The 17191-nt window shown below is 41.8% G+C and carries 12 protein-coding genes; all 12 read left to right on the forward strand.

Annotated features, from left to right (window positions below):
* The first annotated feature begins 2 nt into the window (after positions 1-2).
* Positions 3-1253 (forward strand): competence/damage-inducible protein A, encoded by a 1251-nt coding sequence (locus tag MKZ03_RS08120; RefSeq protein WP_341031493.1) that lies wholly within the window; start codon positions 3-5, stop codon positions 1251-1253.
* A gap of 176 nt (positions 1254-1429) precedes the next feature.
* Positions 1430-2470, forward strand: coding sequence for a recombinase RecA (recA, locus tag MKZ03_RS08125; protein WP_034662211.1), 1041 nt, complete (start codon positions 1430-1432; stop codon positions 2468-2470).
* 499 nt (positions 2471-2969) lie between these two features.
* Positions 2970-4532 carry a ribonuclease Y gene (gene rny / locus MKZ03_RS08130; RefSeq protein ID WP_003211958.1) on the forward strand — a complete coding sequence of 521 codons (1563 nt, stop codon included), beginning with the start codon at positions 2970-2972 and terminating at the stop codon, positions 4530-4532.
* An 88-nt stretch (positions 4533-4620) separates the two neighbouring features.
* On the forward strand, positions 4621-5415 hold the full coding sequence (locus tag MKZ03_RS08135) for a TIGR00282 family metallophosphoesterase (protein ID WP_034662209.1): 795 nt from the start codon (positions 4621-4623) through the stop codon (positions 5413-5415).
* 201 nt (positions 5416-5616) lie between these two features.
* Complete coding sequence (gene spoVS / locus MKZ03_RS08140; RefSeq protein WP_003211281.1) at positions 5617-5877, forward strand: stage V sporulation protein SpoVS; 261 nt, start codon at positions 5617-5619, stop codon at positions 5875-5877.
* A 202-nt stretch (positions 5878-6079) separates the two neighbouring features.
* Positions 6080-9124, forward strand: coding sequence for an efflux RND transporter permease subunit (locus tag MKZ03_RS08145; protein WP_341031495.1), 3045 nt, complete (start codon positions 6080-6082; stop codon positions 9122-9124).
* A 174-nt stretch (positions 9125-9298) separates the two neighbouring features.
* Positions 9299-10363: an L-threonine 3-dehydrogenase gene (gene tdh / locus MKZ03_RS08150; protein WP_341031496.1), complete on the forward strand. Its 1065-nt coding sequence runs from the start codon at positions 9299-9301 to the stop codon at positions 10361-10363.
* Positions 10360-11541, forward strand: a complete 1182-nt coding sequence (locus tag MKZ03_RS08155; RefSeq protein ID WP_341031498.1) for a glycine C-acetyltransferase — start codon at positions 10360-10362, stop codon at positions 11539-11541. The genes tdh and MKZ03_RS08155 overlap by 4 nt, the downstream gene beginning before the upstream one ends.
* A 159-nt stretch (positions 11542-11700) precedes the next feature.
* Positions 11701-13227, forward strand: coding sequence for a tRNA (N6-isopentenyl adenosine(37)-C2)-methylthiotransferase MiaB (gene miaB / locus MKZ03_RS08160; protein WP_060596336.1), 1527 nt, complete (start codon positions 11701-11703; stop codon positions 13225-13227).
* A 1-nt stretch (position 13228) separates the two neighbouring features.
* The gene (locus tag MKZ03_RS08165; protein WP_106030907.1) at positions 13229-13663 is read left to right on the forward strand and encodes a RicAFT regulatory complex protein RicA family protein; all 435 of its coding nucleotides are present in this window, start codon (positions 13229-13231) and stop codon (positions 13661-13663) included.
* A gap of 269 nt (positions 13664-13932) precedes the next feature.
* On the forward strand, positions 13933-14478 hold the full coding sequence (gene cotE / locus MKZ03_RS08170) for an outer spore coat protein CotE (RefSeq protein WP_003212450.1): 546 nt from the start codon (positions 13933-13935) through the stop codon (positions 14476-14478).
* A gap of 124 nt (positions 14479-14602) precedes the next feature.
* The gene (gene mutS, locus MKZ03_RS08175; protein ID WP_340972745.1) at positions 14603-17179 is read left to right on the forward strand and encodes a DNA mismatch repair protein MutS; all 2577 of its coding nucleotides are present in this window, start codon (positions 14603-14605) and stop codon (positions 17177-17179) included.
* The last annotated feature ends 12 nt before the right edge of the window (positions 17180-17191 follow it).

The raw sequence follows: 17191 nt of genomic DNA on the forward strand, positions 1-17191 counted from the left end.
CTTTGAAGTCAGAGAGAAAAGCAGAAATTATTGCAGTCGGGTCCGAACTTTTGCTAGGACAAATTACGAATACGAATGCACAATTTATCAGCAAACAGCTAGCTGAAATTGGTGTGAATGTTTATTACCACACAGCAGTTGGTGACAATCCAGAGCGTTTAAAAAGGGCCATTCAAGTGGCGCAGGAAAGATCGAATTTTATTATCTTCTCAGGTGGTCTTGGACCAACCAAAGATGATTTAACAAAAGAAACCATTGCGAGTACGCTCGGAAAAGAGCTCGTGCTAAATGAAGAAGCATTTGAATCCATTCAAGACTACTTTCGAAAGACTGGACGAGACATGTCGCCGAATAACCGTAAGCAAGCACTCGTTCTAGAAGGATCTGATGTGCTCGTAAACCGGTTTGGGATGGCCCCAGGTATGTTTATTCAAGAAGACGATACATTTTATATGTTGCTTCCTGGACCGCCAAGTGAACTGCATCCGATGTTTGAGAACGAGGCGAAGCCGCTGATTTCTGAGAAACTGGGTTTAAAGGAAAAAATCGTGTCTGTTGTTCTCCGCTTCTTCGGAATCGGTGAATCACAGCTTGAAACAGACCTAGAAGATTTAATTGATGCTCAAACCAACCCGACGATTGCACCTCTCGCATCTGACGGTGAAGTGACACTTAGGCTCACGGCTAAGCATGAGGATGAAAAAGAAACGGAGCGTCTGTTAAAAGAAACAGAAGCGAAAATTTTAGCGCGGGTAGGTGAGTACTTCTACGGGTATGATGATACATCACTTGTCCGTGAAGCTTCCAAGGCCTTGCACGAACACGGGAAAACAGTGGCAGCGGCTGAGAGCCTGACTGGCGGAATGTTTTCTGAATGGCTGACAGATCTTGAAGGTGCATCGTCGATTTTAAGCGGCAGTGTCGTTTGTTATACAAATCAAGTCAAACAGCAGGTGCTTGGCTGCCGGGAGGAAACGTTGTCTTCTCATGGTGCTGTCAGCAAAGAGTGTGCTCTAGAGCTTGCTGAAGGTGCTAGAAAGCTCGCGGGAAGTGATATTGGCATTAGTTTTACGGGTGTAGCAGGCCCTGATACCCACGAGGGACAGCCTGTCGGAAAAGTGTTCATTGGGCTATCTACGAAAGACCATACAGACGTGTTTGAATGGATGTTTACAGGAAGCCGGTCGGGCATTCGAAAGCGCGCTGTGAAATACGGTCTGCATCACTTGCTCAATTTATTAAAAGAGAGTTAATTTTGTTTTTTGTTAGGTTTACTCCTTTATAAAAGAGTGTTTTTTCTAATAGAAATCACTCTTTTCTTAAAAATCTGCCAAGAAAAAATCGAATATGTGTTCGTTTTTTTCTTGGCAAATGACGTAAAACAAGGTATAGTATAGATAGTGGAATTGATAAAGGAGGAAACAATAGAATGAGTGATCGTCAAGCAGCCTTAGATATGGCTCTTAAACAAATAGAAAAACAGTTTGGTAAAGGCTCTATTATGAAACTAGGAGAGCAAACAGATACACGCATTTCAACAGTACCGAGTGGTTCGTTAGCACTTGATACTGCACTTGGAATAGGTGGATATCCTCGCGGCCGTATTATTGAAGTATATGGTCCAGAGAGTTCTGGTAAAACGACAGTAGCACTTCATGCCATTGCTGAGGTTCAGCAGCAGGGAGGACAAGCTGCATTTATCGATGCAGAGCATGCGCTCGATCCAGTTTACGCTCAAAAACTAGGTGTCAATATTGATGAGCTGTTACTTTCTCAGCCTGATACAGGAGAACAAGCACTTGAAATTGCAGAAGCTCTTGTCCGCAGTGGTGCAGTTGATATTGTTGTTATTGACTCAGTAGCTGCTCTTGTACCAAAAGCAGAGATTGAAGGGGACATGGGTGATTCACATGTTGGTTTACAAGCACGTTTGATGTCCCAAGCACTTCGTAAACTATCAGGTGCCATTAATAAATCGAAAACAATTGCCATCTTTATTAACCAAATTCGTGAAAAAGTTGGGGTCATGTTCGGTAACCCTGAAACAACGCCAGGTGGACGTGCGCTTAAGTTCTATTCGTCTGTTCGTTTAGAAGTGCGCCGTGCTGAACAGCTGAAGCAGGGCAATGACATTATGGGGAATAAAACGAGAATTAAAGTGGTGAAAAACAAAGTAGCACCGCCATTCCGTATTGCAGAAGTAGACATTATGTACGGTGAAGGAATCTCAAAAGAGGGCGAAATCATCGACCTTGGAAGCGAACTAGATATCGTACAAAAGAGCGGTGCTTGGTATTCTTATCAAGAGGAACGTCTTGGGCAAGGCCGCGAAAATGCGAAACAGTTCCTTAAAGAAAACAAAGATATTCTTCTCATGATTCAAGAACAAATTAGAGAACACTACGGTTTGGACACAAACGGAGTGAAAGCAGCTGAAGAAGAAGAAGGACAAGAGGAATTGGAAATTTAAAAACTAAAAGACGCTGAAAAGCGTCTTAGATGGTTGACAAAGGGCTAAAATGATCTTTATTTTAGCCCTTTGTCTTCTTTTCAGCGTGATAGAAAACCTTTGAAGTCTAGGAAGGGCGAGTACCGGAGCGGAGCGAATTAAACATTCGTGAGAACCGGAGCGCAGACCTGACTCCGAATGCGAGGGTTTGTCTACACGCTGAGACGCTGAAAAGCGTCTTTTTTTTACATTTACATGACAGCTAGCAGGTCAAAAGTTCTGTCTTTGCTTGAAATAACGACTTACGCCTCAGTCTGACTAGCTTGACAAGTATTTCCGACACAATTACAATGGGAATGTATCACTTGTTTTTCTTAACATGATTGATAACTAATTTAAACTTGACAAGGGCAGTGAGGATCTCATTCCCTGTGAAGGCCCTGTATGTTGAGACACAAAACAATGTACATGCCGACACTTTATTTGTAAAACCAAGTTCATAGCAAGAGGAGGTGAAAATATGTCGCCTACGATGTTTACGATCATCTCCATTTTGCTGAGCCTAATCTGTTTAGTTGTTGGCTACTTTGTTCGTAAAACCATTGCAGAAGCAAAAATATCCGGCGCAAGAAACATGGCCGAACAAATTGTTGAGGATGCAAAGCGTGATGCGGAAGCATTGAAGAAAGAAGCGCTCTTGGAAGCGAAAGATGAAATTCATTCCTTTCGTGTAGAGGCGGAGCAAGAAGTTCGTGAAAGACGTAATGAGCTTCAAAGACAAGAAAACCGTTTACTTCAAAAAGAGGAAAATCTTGATCGCAAAGACGAATCTTTAGATAAACGGGAGTCCCTGTTGGAGAAGAGAGATCATTCTCTGAATGAACGACAACAACATATTGAAGAGATGGAAAGCAAAGTGGATGATATGATTCGTTTGCAGAAAGCCGAGTTAGAACGCATTTCTAGTTTAACTCGAGATGAAGCGAAACAAATCATTCTGGATCAAGTTGAAAATGAGCTTTCCCACGACATTGCAGTCATGACGAAAGAATCTGAAAACCGAGCGAAAGAAGAGGCTGATAAAAAGGCGAAAAACATTCTTTCACTTGCGTTACAGCGTTGTGCAGCTGATCATGTAGCTGAAACGACGGTATCTGTAGTCAATCTTCCAAATGATGAGATGAAAGGTCGTATTATCGGACGTGAAGGACGAAATATCCGTACGTTAGAAACGTTAACAGGTATTGACTTGATCATAGATGATACACCTGAAGCTGTTATCCTATCGGGCTTTGATCCGATTAGACGTGAAACAGCGAGGATAGCTCTGGACAAGCTAGTCCAGGATGGCCGCATTCATCCTGCACGAATTGAAGAAATGGTGGAAAAATCACGCCGTGAAGTCGATGATTATATCCGCGAGATGGGTGAGCAAACGACATTCGAAGTCGGAGTTCACGGTCTGCATCCGGATCTCATCAAAATTCTCGGTCGCTTAAAATTCCGTACAAGTTATGGACAAAATGTCCTGAAGCATTCAATTGAGGTTGCACATCTTGCAGGTCTCATGGCTTCAGAGCTTGGAGAAGATGCAAAGCTTGCAAAACGAGCAGGTCTTCTGCATGACATTGGAAAAGCCATTGATCATGAAGTAGAAGGAAGCCACGTAGAAATTGGCGTTGAGCTTGCGACGAAATATAAAGAGCATCCTGTTGTCATCAACAGTATTGCCTCTCACCACGGTGACCAAGAACCGACATCTATTATCGCTGTTCTTGTTGCGGCAGCAGATGCATTATCTGCAGCACGCCCTGGTGCAAGAAGTGAAACGCTTGAAAATTACATTCGGAGACTTGAGAAATTAGAAGATATCTCTGAATCTTATGAAGGTGTTGAAAAATCGTTTGCGATACAGGCTGGACGTGAAGTACGTATTATGGTGAAGCCAGATTCAATTAATGATCTTGAAGCTCACCGTCTAGCAAGGGATATTCGTAAGCGGATTGAGGACGAGCTCGATTACCCTGGTCACATTAAAGTGACGGTCATTCGAGAAACTCGCGCAGTAGAGTATGCAAAATAGAGCGGTGCGCTTAGCGCCGCTTTATTTTTTTGTGTAAATATGCAACACTGATAAGAAGTCAATTTATAAGAGAAAGGGTTCAAAGCGCATGAAAATATTATTTGTTGGAGATATCGTCGGTTCACCTGGACGAGACACACTGAAAGAATACTTACCAAAGCTAAAGAAGAAATATCAGCCCCACTTTACCATTGTCAACGGAGAAAATGCTGCTCATGGGAAAGGGATAACTGAAAAAATCTATCATGAGCTGCTGCAAGCAGGAGCTGACGTGCTTACAATGGGCAACCATACATGGGATAAAAGAGACATTTTTGATTTCATCGATGACGCAGCCAACATGGTTCGTCCGGCGAACTTCCCAGAAGGCACACCTGGTAAAGGTCTTACGTTTATAAAAAAACAAGGAAAAGAACTGGCCGTCATCAATTTACAAGGACGCACTTTTTTACCGCCAATTGACTGCCCGTTTCAAAAAGTAGACGAGTTAATTGCGGAAGCATCCAAACGTACACCGTTCATTTTTATTGATTTTCATGGTGAAGCCACAAGTGAAAAGCAAGCGATGGGCTGGTATACAGACGGCCGTGCATCATGTGTCGTTGGAACGCATACACATGTTCAAACAGCAGATAACCGCGTTTTGCCAAAAGGAACTGCGTATATTTCAGATGTGGGAATGACAGGACCTTATGATGGCATTTTAGGTGTTGATCGGGAGACGATTATTAAACGATTCAAAACGAGTCTTCCAGTCCGTTTTGAGATTGCAGAAGGACGCACAACATTAAGTGCAGTAATCGTAGAAATTGACGAACAGTCGAAAAAAGCTGTCAAAATTGATCGAATTTTGATAAATGATGACCATATTTTCTTTGAATAAATGTTCACATATTTATTTCAGAAAAATATTAATCAGAAAGAAGGAATATGCGCCCTCTATCGTGAATATAGTAAAAATGGTAGGTAGCCTGCTATTTTTGAAAAACATTTTGGGGATGGATTTTCAAAAAATAGCATCATCTAACAAAGATTGTTCTAATGAACACTCACTTATCCATTGTAAATTTAAGGGGGAGCAGAAATGGAAATTTTAAAAGTTTCAGCAAAGTCAAATCCGAATTCAGTAGCAGGAGCATTAGCAGGCGTTTTACGTGAACGCGGTGCAGCGGAAATACAAGCAATCGGCGCTGGAGCGCTGAATCAGGCGGTCAAGGCTGTAGCCATAGCAAGGGGATTTGTTGCACCAAGCGGAGTGGATTTGATATGCATTCCAGCCTTTACTGACATTCTTATCGATGGAGAAGAAAGAACAGCAATCAAATTGATTGTTGAACCACGATAATTCTAATTTTATTATTTTCAACCTGCTTACATCATGTAAGCAGGTTGTTTTTGTTTACCACTATACATTTCTTATATAACATATTCAGTTCATGAAATAGATAAAAATGACATATTAAAGCTTGCATTTTTTCACCATGATGATAAATTAAGGTTAAGTTAAAAATACTTCATCAAAAATAAATATTTAAGTAGGTGAAATAATGATTGAAGCTTTTTTGAAAAGAGGAAAGCTTGTTTTTATTTTATTTTTTATTGTTCTCATTGCTGGCGGCTATTTATTCGCGCAGCTTCCTAAGCGAGAACTGCCAGAATTCCAAGCGAATATCGTCACGATTTCCACCGTGTTTCCTGGTGCGGATGCAAAACAGGTGGAAATTGATGTAACCAATAAGCTCGAATCAGCCATATCTGATATCAATGGTGTAGAGAAAACGAGCTCTGTTTCTGCCATTGGTTTTTCAAATATTGTGCTTGAAATTGGTGATCAAGCCGACTTTCAAGAGGTGGCAAATCAAATTAAGAATGAAACCACAAGTGCTGCGTCGTCCTTTCCTGACGGAGTGATGGAGCCGGATGTAAAGGATGAGTTCGGCAACGTGCCGGTTGGTTCTTATATGGTTGTGGCGAGTCAATCAACAGACTTGGCAAAAAGTCAGGAATCGCTGCGTGCGTTGAAGGAAAAGGTTGAGGACATCAAAGGGGTAGACAGTGTCGTCATCAAAGGATTCAATGACAAACAAGCGGTATTAAACTTAGATTCAAGTAAATTGGAGGATGAAGGGTTAAATGTAACGGATGTCACAAATGCCATCAATCAGGAATTTGACACATCTCCACTAGGCGACATTCGGGCAGGTGGCGAGAAGGTTAAGCTGTCCATTGATGCCTATGATCGTTTGGATCAAGTGAAAAAGATTGAGCTTTTCTCCAAATCGAACCGTGAGCCGGTCACAATCAGTCAGCTTGGCAGCTTAAAAGAAGTAGAAAAAGAGAAAAGTGACATTGTGTCGTATAACGGAAAGCCCGCCTATTCATTTACAGTCAATATCAAACCAGGGCTTGATATTCCTAAAATGTATGACAAAGTCAGTGATGTTATTGAGAAAGAGAAGCAGCTTCCAAATGGTGTGGAGTGGGTAGACTACTATTCACAAAAAAGTGATGTGGATGCCATTTTTAATGATTTGATAAAAGAAGCCATTGTTGCGGTCATCGCTGTCATTATCGTCACCACACTTGGTCTTACCATTGGCGGTGCGTTCATCGTTTCACTTGCCATCCCATTATCGATCACAATCGGAACGATTCCGCTGCCATTTTTACAAGTGGACCTCAATCAGATTTCGATTATCGGCTTTATCATTGCCCTAGGAATACTTGTCGATGATGCCATTGTCGTCAACGATAATATTTTAAGGCAGATGAAAAAATACGAAAGTCCGCTTAAAGGAACGATTGCAGGTGTGAAAGAAGTTGCAGGGTCTATTTTGACTTCAACACTTGCGGTTGTGTTTGCTTTCTTGCCACTTGTTTTCTTATCAGGTGCAAACGGTTCATTTATACGAGCATTACCGTCTGTCCTAGTCACGACTGTACTTGCGTCTATGGTGATTTCTCTGACACTAGTGCCAGTCTATCAATATACCGTGAACCGAAAAAGAAAGAACAAGAAAATTCAAAAAGAGCCAGGATTCCTAGGCAAACCGTTAAAAAAATTAGCTGATTTTTATGCAGACCGTGTGCTGACGAATATTGTGAAGCGTCCGCTGCTTATTGGCCTAAGTGGTTTGCTCGTTGCAACGCTTGCCTTTTTACTGATTTTCGTCACACCATTTGAATTTTTCCCTGCAGCGAATAAGAAAGAAGTGGTTGTCACTGTCACACTTCCAAGTGAAACAACATTAGACAAAACAAATGAAACATTAGAGAAAATAGAACAAGAGATGAAACAGCAGAAAGGCATTGAAGAGACGGCGATCTTTGCAGGCGGCGGTGTACCGAACCTGTTTAATGAAAGTATCTCAAATGCAAGTGATCATACTGGTCAAGTTGTCGTGAGAGTAGACAATGATCAGATGACGAGTAAACAATTGATAGATCGTATGACAGAGCCATTGCGTAAGAAATTCAAAGATGCTGATATTTTTATGAAAACCATTGTTCAAGGACCGCCAACCGGTGCGCCTGTGACAGTAACCATTGCGGGTGACTCTTTTGCAAAGCTCATTAATATCAAAGAAACGCTCACAAGTAAAATGAAAGAAAAAGGAGCGAGCTTGATCACTGACGATGTCAATCAGCCGGTAAAAACCATCTCCTTTGAGTTAAACCGTGACCGAATGGCAGAGGATGGGCTCAGCGCTCAGTTTGTCAGCAAACAGCTCGGTCTAGTGACAGAAGGCATGCCATTAGGCAGCTTTAAACAAGGATCAAATGATATCGACCTAGTGGTCAAACAGGATATGGCTACACACCAAAATGGATTAAAGCTAAAAGAAATAAAAGTGCCTGTCAATTCAAATGAAGGTGGTATGCCTTCACTCGAGCCGCTTAGCCGATATGTAAAAGAAAAAGAAACAGAGCAGTACGAAAGCATTCCACATGAAAATGGAATTCCGAACATTACGCTGAAGGCGTACCCTGGCACGTCAGAGTCGTTTAAAGATGACATGAAAGAAGTCGTCAATCAAGTAGGAAAAACGGATGCAGCGAAGGAGCTAACCATTTCTCAAGGTGGAGAAAATGAAGATCAAACCCAGTTCTTTATTGAAATTAGTCTCTTATTTGGGGTTGTCTTGCTGCTCATTTATGTGACCATCGCTTTTCAGTTCAATTCATTGATGCTTCCATTGTTAGTTCTAGGTACGGTTTACTTAGCGATATCTGGAGCTGTTATAGGACTGTTTGTCACACAAACACCGTTCAGCTTCATGGCAACAATGGGAATTGTCTCATTAGCTGGTATCGTGGTCCGAAATGCGGTTGTCTTGTTCGAATTTATTGAGCAGCGGCGTAAGCAAGGATTCGATCAACAGACAGCTGTCATTGAAGCGGGAAGAGCTAGGATTAGGCCAATTTTACTAACAGCATTTACAGCACTGGTTGCCCTTATGCCTGTAGCATTAAGTAATGATCCGCTCTTTAAGCCGCTGGCAATCTGCATAGTTTCGGGTGTCTTTTTCTCAACGATTCTCACACTCTTCATTGTGCCAGCCTTATATATTGCCGTTTCAAAAAGACGGTGACGCAAAAAGCAAATCTCCTTCTCTACGGGGATTTGCTTTTTTTTTAGAAAAATATCCAAAAAAATATATGGAGTGTTCATTTGTCTTTTTACAGTAGACAGTGGTATTTACGACTAAAATAAGACGTGTTAAAATCTCATTGGGAGAAGTTTTTTAACAAAGGGGTTGTACGTCATGTGTGGAAAGATGAAAGCAATTGTTAAAAAAGAAAGCGCTTACGGAGCGGTGCTGATGGAGATGCCGATTCCAGAAATCAATGATCATGAAGTATTGATTCAGGTGAAAGCCACTTCGATATGCGGAACAGACGTGCATATTTATAACTGGGATGAGTGGGCAAAAGGAAGAGTCAAAGCGCCCTACATTTTTGGACATGAATTTACAGGGGAAGTTGTCAAAGTAGGGAAGCAAGTCTCACGTGCAAAAGTAGGGGATTTTGTATCGGCAGAGACACATGTTGTATGTAATCAGTGCTATATGTGTTTAACCGGTCAGCAGCATTTGTGCAGTGAAACGAAAATTTTAGGGGTAGACATTGACGGCTGCTTTGCTGAATATGTCAAAGTACCTGAACAAAATGTGTGGCACAATCCAGCTCAAATGCCAGTAGAGCTTGCATCTATCCAAGAGCCGCTTGGAAATGCTGTTCATACAGTGCTGCACACACCCGTTTCAGGTAAGTCAGTGGTGATTTTCGGCTGCGGACCAATCGGTTTAATGGCGATCGCCGTCGCGAAAGCTTCCGGTGCTGTCCAAGTGTTTGCTGTCGATCAAAACGAATACAGGCTGGATCTTGCCCGAAAAATGGGGGCAGACCATATCGTGGATATTGGAAAAGATGATCCTGTTGAGGTGATTAAGCAGTTCACACGGATGGAAGGAGCAGATGTGATATGCGAGATGTCAGGACATCCAGTTGCCATTAATCAAGCACTCGAAGCTTGTGCAAATGGAGGGAAAGTCAATATACTAAGCTTGCCAGAACGGCCAGTGACAATTGATATTACGAATCAAATTGTTTTTAGGGGATTAACCGTCCAAGGAATCACGGGGAGAAAAATGTTTGAGACGTGGCGTCAAGTATCTGAGTTATTAAGAACGAATACCATCGATGTCCAGCCAGTTGTCACCCATACGCTGCCATTTGAACAGTACGAAAAGGGATTTGAACTCATGAGAAATGGTACGTGCGGAAAGGTCGTACTGATGCTGCCATCAAATCAAAGGGGGAAGAAATGATGAAAGAATTCACGTATTTACAAGATGAATTGGAAACAATGAAGCAGCAAGGCACCCACCAAACATTAAAAGAGATCGACTCAAAACAATCATCCACTGTGACATTAAATGAACAATCTGTCATACAGCTCTCCTCAAATAACTACTTAGGCCTCACCTCACATCCAAGGCTGATGGAAGCGGCAAAAGAGGCAATTGATGAATTTGGTGCTGGCACAGGGTCTGTACGAACCATCGCCGGCACAATGACGATGCACGAACGCCTTGAAAAAAAGCTCGCTGCATTTAAAAAGACAGAGGCAGCCCTTGTGTTCCAATCAGGCTTTACAACCAACCAAGGGGTCTTATCAAGTATCCTGACAAAAGATGATATTGTTATTTCAGATGAACTGAATCATGCCTCAATCATTGACGGCATCCGATTAACAAAAGCAGATAAAAAGGTATACGGTCATTCCAATATGGAAGAGCTTGAGAAAATTTTAAAGAAATCTATGAATTACCGCGTGCGTCTCATCGTCACAGACGGTGTGTTCTCGATGGATGGAGATATTGCGCCACTTCCTGAGATTGTGAGGATCGCAGAAGCATATGATGCATTTGTGATGGTAGACGATGCGCATGCCTCGGGCGTGCTTGGTGAAAATGGCCGCGGGACAGTCAACCATTTTAAACTCGACGGCAGAGTGCATATTCAGGTTGGGACACTTAGTAAGGCTGTCGGAGTGCTTGGCGGCTATGTAGCGGGTTCAGCAGTTTTAATTGATTATTTAAAACATAAAGCAAGACCGTTTTTATTCAGCACCTCACATCCGCCAGCAGTGACTAGAGCGTGTGAAGAAGCGATTGAAGTGCTGTTAGATGAACCGGAGCGAATTGGCACGCTCTGGGAGAACGCCGCCTATTTTAAAGAAAAAGTCGTCAGTCTTGGATTTCAGGTTGCACCCACAGAAACACCGATTATTCCAATTATGATTGGAGACGAAGCCCTTACTTTCCGCTTTTCAAAGGCTTTAATAGAGCGAGGCGTGTTTGCTCAAGGCATCGCCTTCCCAACTGTGGCAAAAGGAAAAGCGAGAATTAGAGCCATCATCACAGCAGAGCACACAAAAGAAGAACTAGACCGTGCACTGACGGTGATCAAAGAAGAAGCAAAAAAACTGAACATACTTGATTGAGAGAGCGCAGGCTCTCTTTTTTTTAATAAAGAGATTGGCTGTGACCTTCTTGCTGAATAGGCATTTTTTATAGAAAAACTGTATATGAATTTATTTTCAATTCATCACAAAATAGTCTATACTGTAGGGTGGAGCTTGGTTTGAAAGGAGTACAAATTCATGAATGAAGAGCAGAGAAAAGCGAGCGGACAAGTAAGTTCATCGGACAAAAAATCCGAGAAGGACTACAGCCAGTATTTTGAAGCTGTGTACATTCCGCCTTCCTTAAAAGAAGCAAAAAAACGGGGTAAAGAAGAAGTCGAATACAATCAATTTCAAATTGACGAGCGGTTTCAAGGTTTAGGGAACGGCCGCAAGTTTTATATTCGCACATATGGCTGTCAAATGAATGAGCATGACACAGAAGTGATGGCTGGTATCTTTATGGCGCTTGGTTATGAGCCAACAAACTCAACGGAAGATGCAAATGTCATCTTATTAAACACTTGTGCTATTCGTGAAAATGCGGAAAACAAAGTGTTCGGAGAGCTTGGTCATTTAAAAGCATTAAAGCGTGAAAAGCCAGATTTAATTTTAGGTGTCTGCGGATGTATGTCGCAAGAGGAATCTGTCGTCAACCGTATTTTGAAGAAACATCCATTTGTTGATTTGATTTTCGGTACACACAACATTCACCGCCTGCCAGAGCTATTATCTGAATGCTATCTTTCAAAAGAAATGGTCATCGAGGTTTGGTCAAAAGAAGGCGATGTAATTGAAAACCTTCCGAGAGCCCGCCAAGGAAAAATTAAGGGCTGGGTGAATATTATGTACGGCTGTGATAAATTCTGTACATACTGTATCGTCCCTTACACGCGCGGTAAGGAAAGAAGCCGCCGCCCGGATGAAATTATCCAAGAGGTCAGACGTTTAGCGGCAGAAGGATATAAGGAAATTACCCTTCTTGGTCAAAACGTGAATGCGTATGGAAAAGATTTTGAAGACATGGAATATGGTCTTGGACACCTGATGGATGAGCTGCGTAAAATCGATATTCCGCGTATCCGTTTTACAACAAGCCACCCGCGTGACTTTGACGATCATTTAATTGAAGTGCTTGCTAAGGGTGGGAACCTTCTCGATCATATTCATTTGCCAGTTCAATCAGGCAGTTCTTCTGTCTTGAAACTCATGGCGAGAAAATATGACCGTGAGCGTTATCTTGATCTTGTGCGCAAAATCAAAGAAGCCATGCCAAATGCTTCATTAACAACGGACATTATTGTTGGGTTCCCAAATGAGACAGATGAACAGTTTGAGGAAACACTTTCTCTCTATCGCGAGGTTGAGTTTGATGCCGCTTATACGTTCATTTACTCTCCAAGAGAAGGAACACCAGCAGCGAAAATGCAAGACAACGTGCCAATGCATGTGAAAAAAGAACGTCTGCAGCGCCTGAATGCCCTCGTGAATGAAATTTCCGCGAAAAAAATGAAGGAATATGAAGGGCAGACTGTCGAAGTATTAGTAGAGGGTGAAAGTAAAAACAACCCTGAAATCCTAGCCGGATATACAAGTAAAAGCAAGCTTGTGAATTTTAAAGCACCAAAAGAAGCGATTGGCAACATCGTCAAAGTGAAAATCACACAAGCCAAAACTTGGTCTCTTGACGGAGAAATGGTTGGAGAAGCTATCGAGGTGAATTAAAATGACGCTTTATTCAAAAAAAGAGATTGTCGAGCGTGCAAGAGAGCTCGCTAAAATGATTTCTGAAACAGAAGAAGTTGATTTCTTCAAGAAAGCAGAAGCGCAAATCAATGAAAATACAAAAATTTCAACGATTATTAATCAAATTAAGGCGCTTCAAAAACAAGCTGTGAATTTAAAGCATTACGGCAAACATGAAGCCTTAAAGCAAGTGGAAGAAAAAATCGATGCCCTGCAAGAAGAACTGGATGACATCCCGGTGATTCAAGAATTCAAAGAATCACAAGTGGAAGTCAATTCCCTGCTTCAGCTCGTAGCGCATACGATTTCTAATCAAGTAACAGATGAAATCATTCTTTCAACCGGCGGTGACCTCTTATTAGGAGAAACCGGTTCAAAAGTGAAAAACTCATCACCAAGTTGCTCCATTAAATGAGAAAACCCCGCAGATGCGGGGTTTTTTGCTTTGCTACCATCATTTTTTGAAAGAACAGAAGAAATTCACCCTTCCCGTTCTATCTCTTGCTTCGTCACCCCAAAATCTCTCACTCTCCAACTTTTCCAATTTTCAAGGCAAGTTTATGGGCGACCATGCATACACTGAAACAGAAATGAATTTAATTGAACATGAAGTTCAAAATCGTGACACACTAGACGAATGCCCAGCATAAGATAAAACGATCAAGAACAAGGAGGCATGCCGGAATGTCTGAATACAGAGAGATTATTACAAAAGCGGTGGTTGCAAAAGGGAGGAAATTCACCCAAAGCACACACACCATTTCTCCATCGCAAAAACCAACCAGCATCCTAGGTGGTTGGATCATTAATCATAAGTATGATGCTGAAAAGGTCGGTAAAACTGTTGAGATTGAAGGAACCTTTGATATTAACGTATGGTATTCTTACGCTGATAACACAAAAACAGAAGTCGTCACAGAACGAGTGAAATATGTAGACATCATCAAACTGAGATATAAAGATAAAAATTTCCTTGATGATGAGCATGAAGTGATTGCAAAAGTGCTGCAGCAGCCGAATTGCTTAGAAGTGACCATTTCTCCAAACGGCAATAAAATTATCGTTCAAGCAGAGCGGGAATTCATTGCTGAAGTGGTAGGAGAAACAAAAATTGTTGTAGAGGTCAATTCAAGCTGGAAAGAAAAAGATGATCACGAGTGGGAAGAAGAGGTGGATGAGGAGTTAGAGGATATTCATCCAGAATTCCTAGCGGGTGATCCAGAAGAGTAATTGATGACTAGGGCGCATATCCCCCTAGTTTTTTTGTGTCCTATCTAGGAGAAAAAAGGGGATTTTTTATGCTATAATGAAAGATGGTATGAATTCGAATGTAATATAGTGAGGGATTAGAAATATGGCAAGTTATACGCCCATGATACAGCAATATTTAAAGATCAAGGCAGAGTATCAAGATGCCTTTTTATTTTTTCGCTTAGGCGATTTTTATGAGATGTTTTTTGATGACGCAAAAGAAGCGGCACAAGAATTGGAAATTACGTTAACAAGCAGAGATGGCGGGACAATACCAATGTGCGGTGTTCCTTATCATTCTGCTTCTGCATACATAGAACAATTGATTTCAAAAGGCTACAAGGTCGCGATTTGTGAGCAGGTGGAAGATCCTAAAACGGCAAAAGGTGTCGTCAAAAGAGAAGTCGTTCAACTCATTACACCAGGTACGGTGATGGATGGTAAAGGCTTAAGTGAAAACGAAAACAACTTCATTGCATCTGTTACAAGATTTGAAAATGGATACGGACTTGCACTTTCCGATTTATCTACAGGTGAAAATATGGTGGCTTTCATCGATCGATTAGATGAAGTCGTGTCTGAAATTTATTCTGTCGGTGCAAAAGAAATTGTGGTGTCAAAGCAGCTGGATGAAGAAACAGTCAAGACCTTAAAGGATCGGTGCCAAGCGACCATTTCATACGAAGATAGTGATGATTTGATCGATGAAGCTGAGCGACTCGTGTCCCACCTGAACGAGCATCTAAGATCGGCCTTTTTGACATTATATGCTTATTTAAGAAGAACGCAAAAAAGAAGTCTCGATCACCTTCAGCAAGTTCAAGTGTTTGAGCTCGAACAAACAATGAAAATTGATCTTTACTCAAAACGAAATCTTGAATTAACAGAGACGATCCGCTCAAAAAGCAAGAAGGGCTCTTTATTATGGCTGCTAGATGAAACAAAAACAGCGATGGGCGGAAGGCTGCTCAAACAATGGATCGACCGGCCGTTAATTCGCCTTTCGCAAATTAAGGAACGTCAGGAAATGGTGCAAATTTTGATGGATCATCTCTTTGAACGAGAGGATCTGCGAGAACGATTAAAGCAAGTATATGATCTCGAACGTTTAGCTGGACGCGTCGCATTTGGCAACGTGAATGCCCGTGATCTCATTCAGTTAAAGGAATCCTTAAAACAAGTACCAGCCATTAAAGAGCTTGTGCATTCATTGCCAGAGGAAATGGCGAAATCAAGAGCGAATGATATTGACCCTTGTGGTGACTTACTTGATTTATTAGAAGATGCGCTATATGAGAATCCGCCGATGACGTTAAAAGAAGGCAATTTGATTAAAGACGGCTACAATGCAAAATTAGATGAATACCGTGATGCCAGCCGAAATGGGAAGGACTGGATTGCACGGCTTGAACAGCAAGAAAGAGAATACACAGGCATTCGCTCCTTAAAAGTCGGGTTTAATAAAGTGTTCGGTTATTATATCGAAGTGACACGCGCGAATACGCATCTTCTGGAGGAAGGGCGTTATGAAAGAAAACAAACGCTTGCCAATGCAGAGAGGTATATTACACCTGAATTGAAAGAAAAAGAAGCGCTGATTCTTGAGGCAGAATCAAATATAAGCGAACTGGAATATGAACTATTCGCAGCTCTCAGGGAACAAGTGAAAGTCTATATTCCGAGATTACAGCTGCTCGCAAAACAAATGAGTGAGCTGGATGCCCTCCAATGTTTTGCGACTGTCAGTGAAAAGCGCCGTTATATCCGTCCGGAATTCTCAGAGGATGAGGTGGATGTCATAGATGGCCGTCACCCAGTCGTTGAAAAAGTGATGGATCATCAGGAGTATGTGCCAAATGACTGCCATATGGGAAAAGGCCGGCAAACCTTACTCATTACTGGACCGAATATGTCAGGGAAAAGTACGTATATGAGACAAATGGCGCTTATCTCAATTCTTGCGCAAATTGGCTGCTTTGTGCCGGCATCAAAGGCGACCCTTCCGATCTTTGATCAAATCTTTACACGCATTGGTGCGGCAGATGATTTGATTTCTGGTCAGAGTACTTTTATGGTAGAGATGCTTGAAGCAAAAAATGCGATGGTGCATGCAACGAAAAACAGCTTGATCTTATTTGATGAAATTGGACGCGGGACAAGCACTTATGATGGAATGGCTCTTGCGCAGGCAATCATTGAATTTGTTCACGATCATATTGGTGCCAAAACGCTATTTTCTACACATTACCATGAGCTCACAGTCCTTGAGTCTCAATTAAGCGAGCTGAAAAATGTCCATGTACGTGCTGAAGAGCATGAAGGCACGGTCGTTTTCTTACATCAAATCAAAGAGGGGGCAGCTGATAAAAGCTATGGTATTCATGTAGCGCAGCTTGCTGAATTGCCTGATGCCATCATCGATAGGGCCCAGACCATTTTGACGGAGCTTGAGAGCGGATCACATGAAGTGACCCCGCACGTATCTGCAGCCCCAAAAACAGAAAAGACCGAGGAAAAACAGCAGCTTTCTTTCTTTGAAGTAGAAGAAAAACCGCAAACTAAACCAGTTCTAAAACAGAAAGATCAAGCGGTGATCGAGGAATTAAAGTCTTTCAACCTAATGGATATGACCCCGCTCGAAGCGATGACAAAGCTATATGAATTGCAAAAGAAATTATAATATAAGGTGAGG

This window comes from Bacillus sp. FSL R5-0431, from assembly GCF_038002985.1.
GTDB lineage: Bacteria > Bacillota > Bacilli > Bacillales > Bacillaceae > Bacillus.

Coding starts and splice junctions, on each gene's coding strand:
- recA (WP_034662211.1), top strand. CDS start 1,430: ATGAGTGATCGTCAAGCAGCCTTAGATATGGCTCTTAAACAAATAGAA.
- rny (WP_003211958.1), top strand. CDS start 2,970: ATGTCGCCTACGATGTTTACGATCATCTCCATTTTGCTGAGCCTAATC.
- MKZ03_RS08135 (WP_034662209.1), top strand. CDS start 4,621: ATGAAAATATTATTTGTTGGAGATATCGTCGGTTCACCTGGACGAGAC.
- spoVS (WP_003211281.1), top strand. CDS start 5,617: ATGGAAATTTTAAAAGTTTCAGCAAAGTCAAATCCGAATTCAGTAGCA.
- MKZ03_RS08145 (WP_341031495.1), top strand. CDS start 6,080: ATGATTGAAGCTTTTTTGAAAAGAGGAAAGCTTGTTTTTATTTTATTT.
- tdh (WP_341031496.1), top strand. CDS start 9,299: ATGTGTGGAAAGATGAAAGCAATTGTTAAAAAAGAAAGCGCTTACGGA.
- MKZ03_RS08155 (WP_341031498.1), top strand. CDS start 10,360: ATGATGAAAGAATTCACGTATTTACAAGATGAATTGGAAACAATGAAG.
- miaB (WP_060596336.1), top strand. CDS start 11,701: ATGAATGAAGAGCAGAGAAAAGCGAGCGGACAAGTAAGTTCATCGGAC.
- MKZ03_RS08165 (WP_106030907.1), top strand. CDS start 13,229: ATGACGCTTTATTCAAAAAAAGAGATTGTCGAGCGTGCAAGAGAGCTC.
- cotE (WP_003212450.1), top strand. CDS start 13,933: ATGTCTGAATACAGAGAGATTATTACAAAAGCGGTGGTTGCAAAAGGG.
- mutS (WP_340972745.1), top strand. CDS start 14,603: ATGGCAAGTTATACGCCCATGATACAGCAATATTTAAAGATCAAGGCA.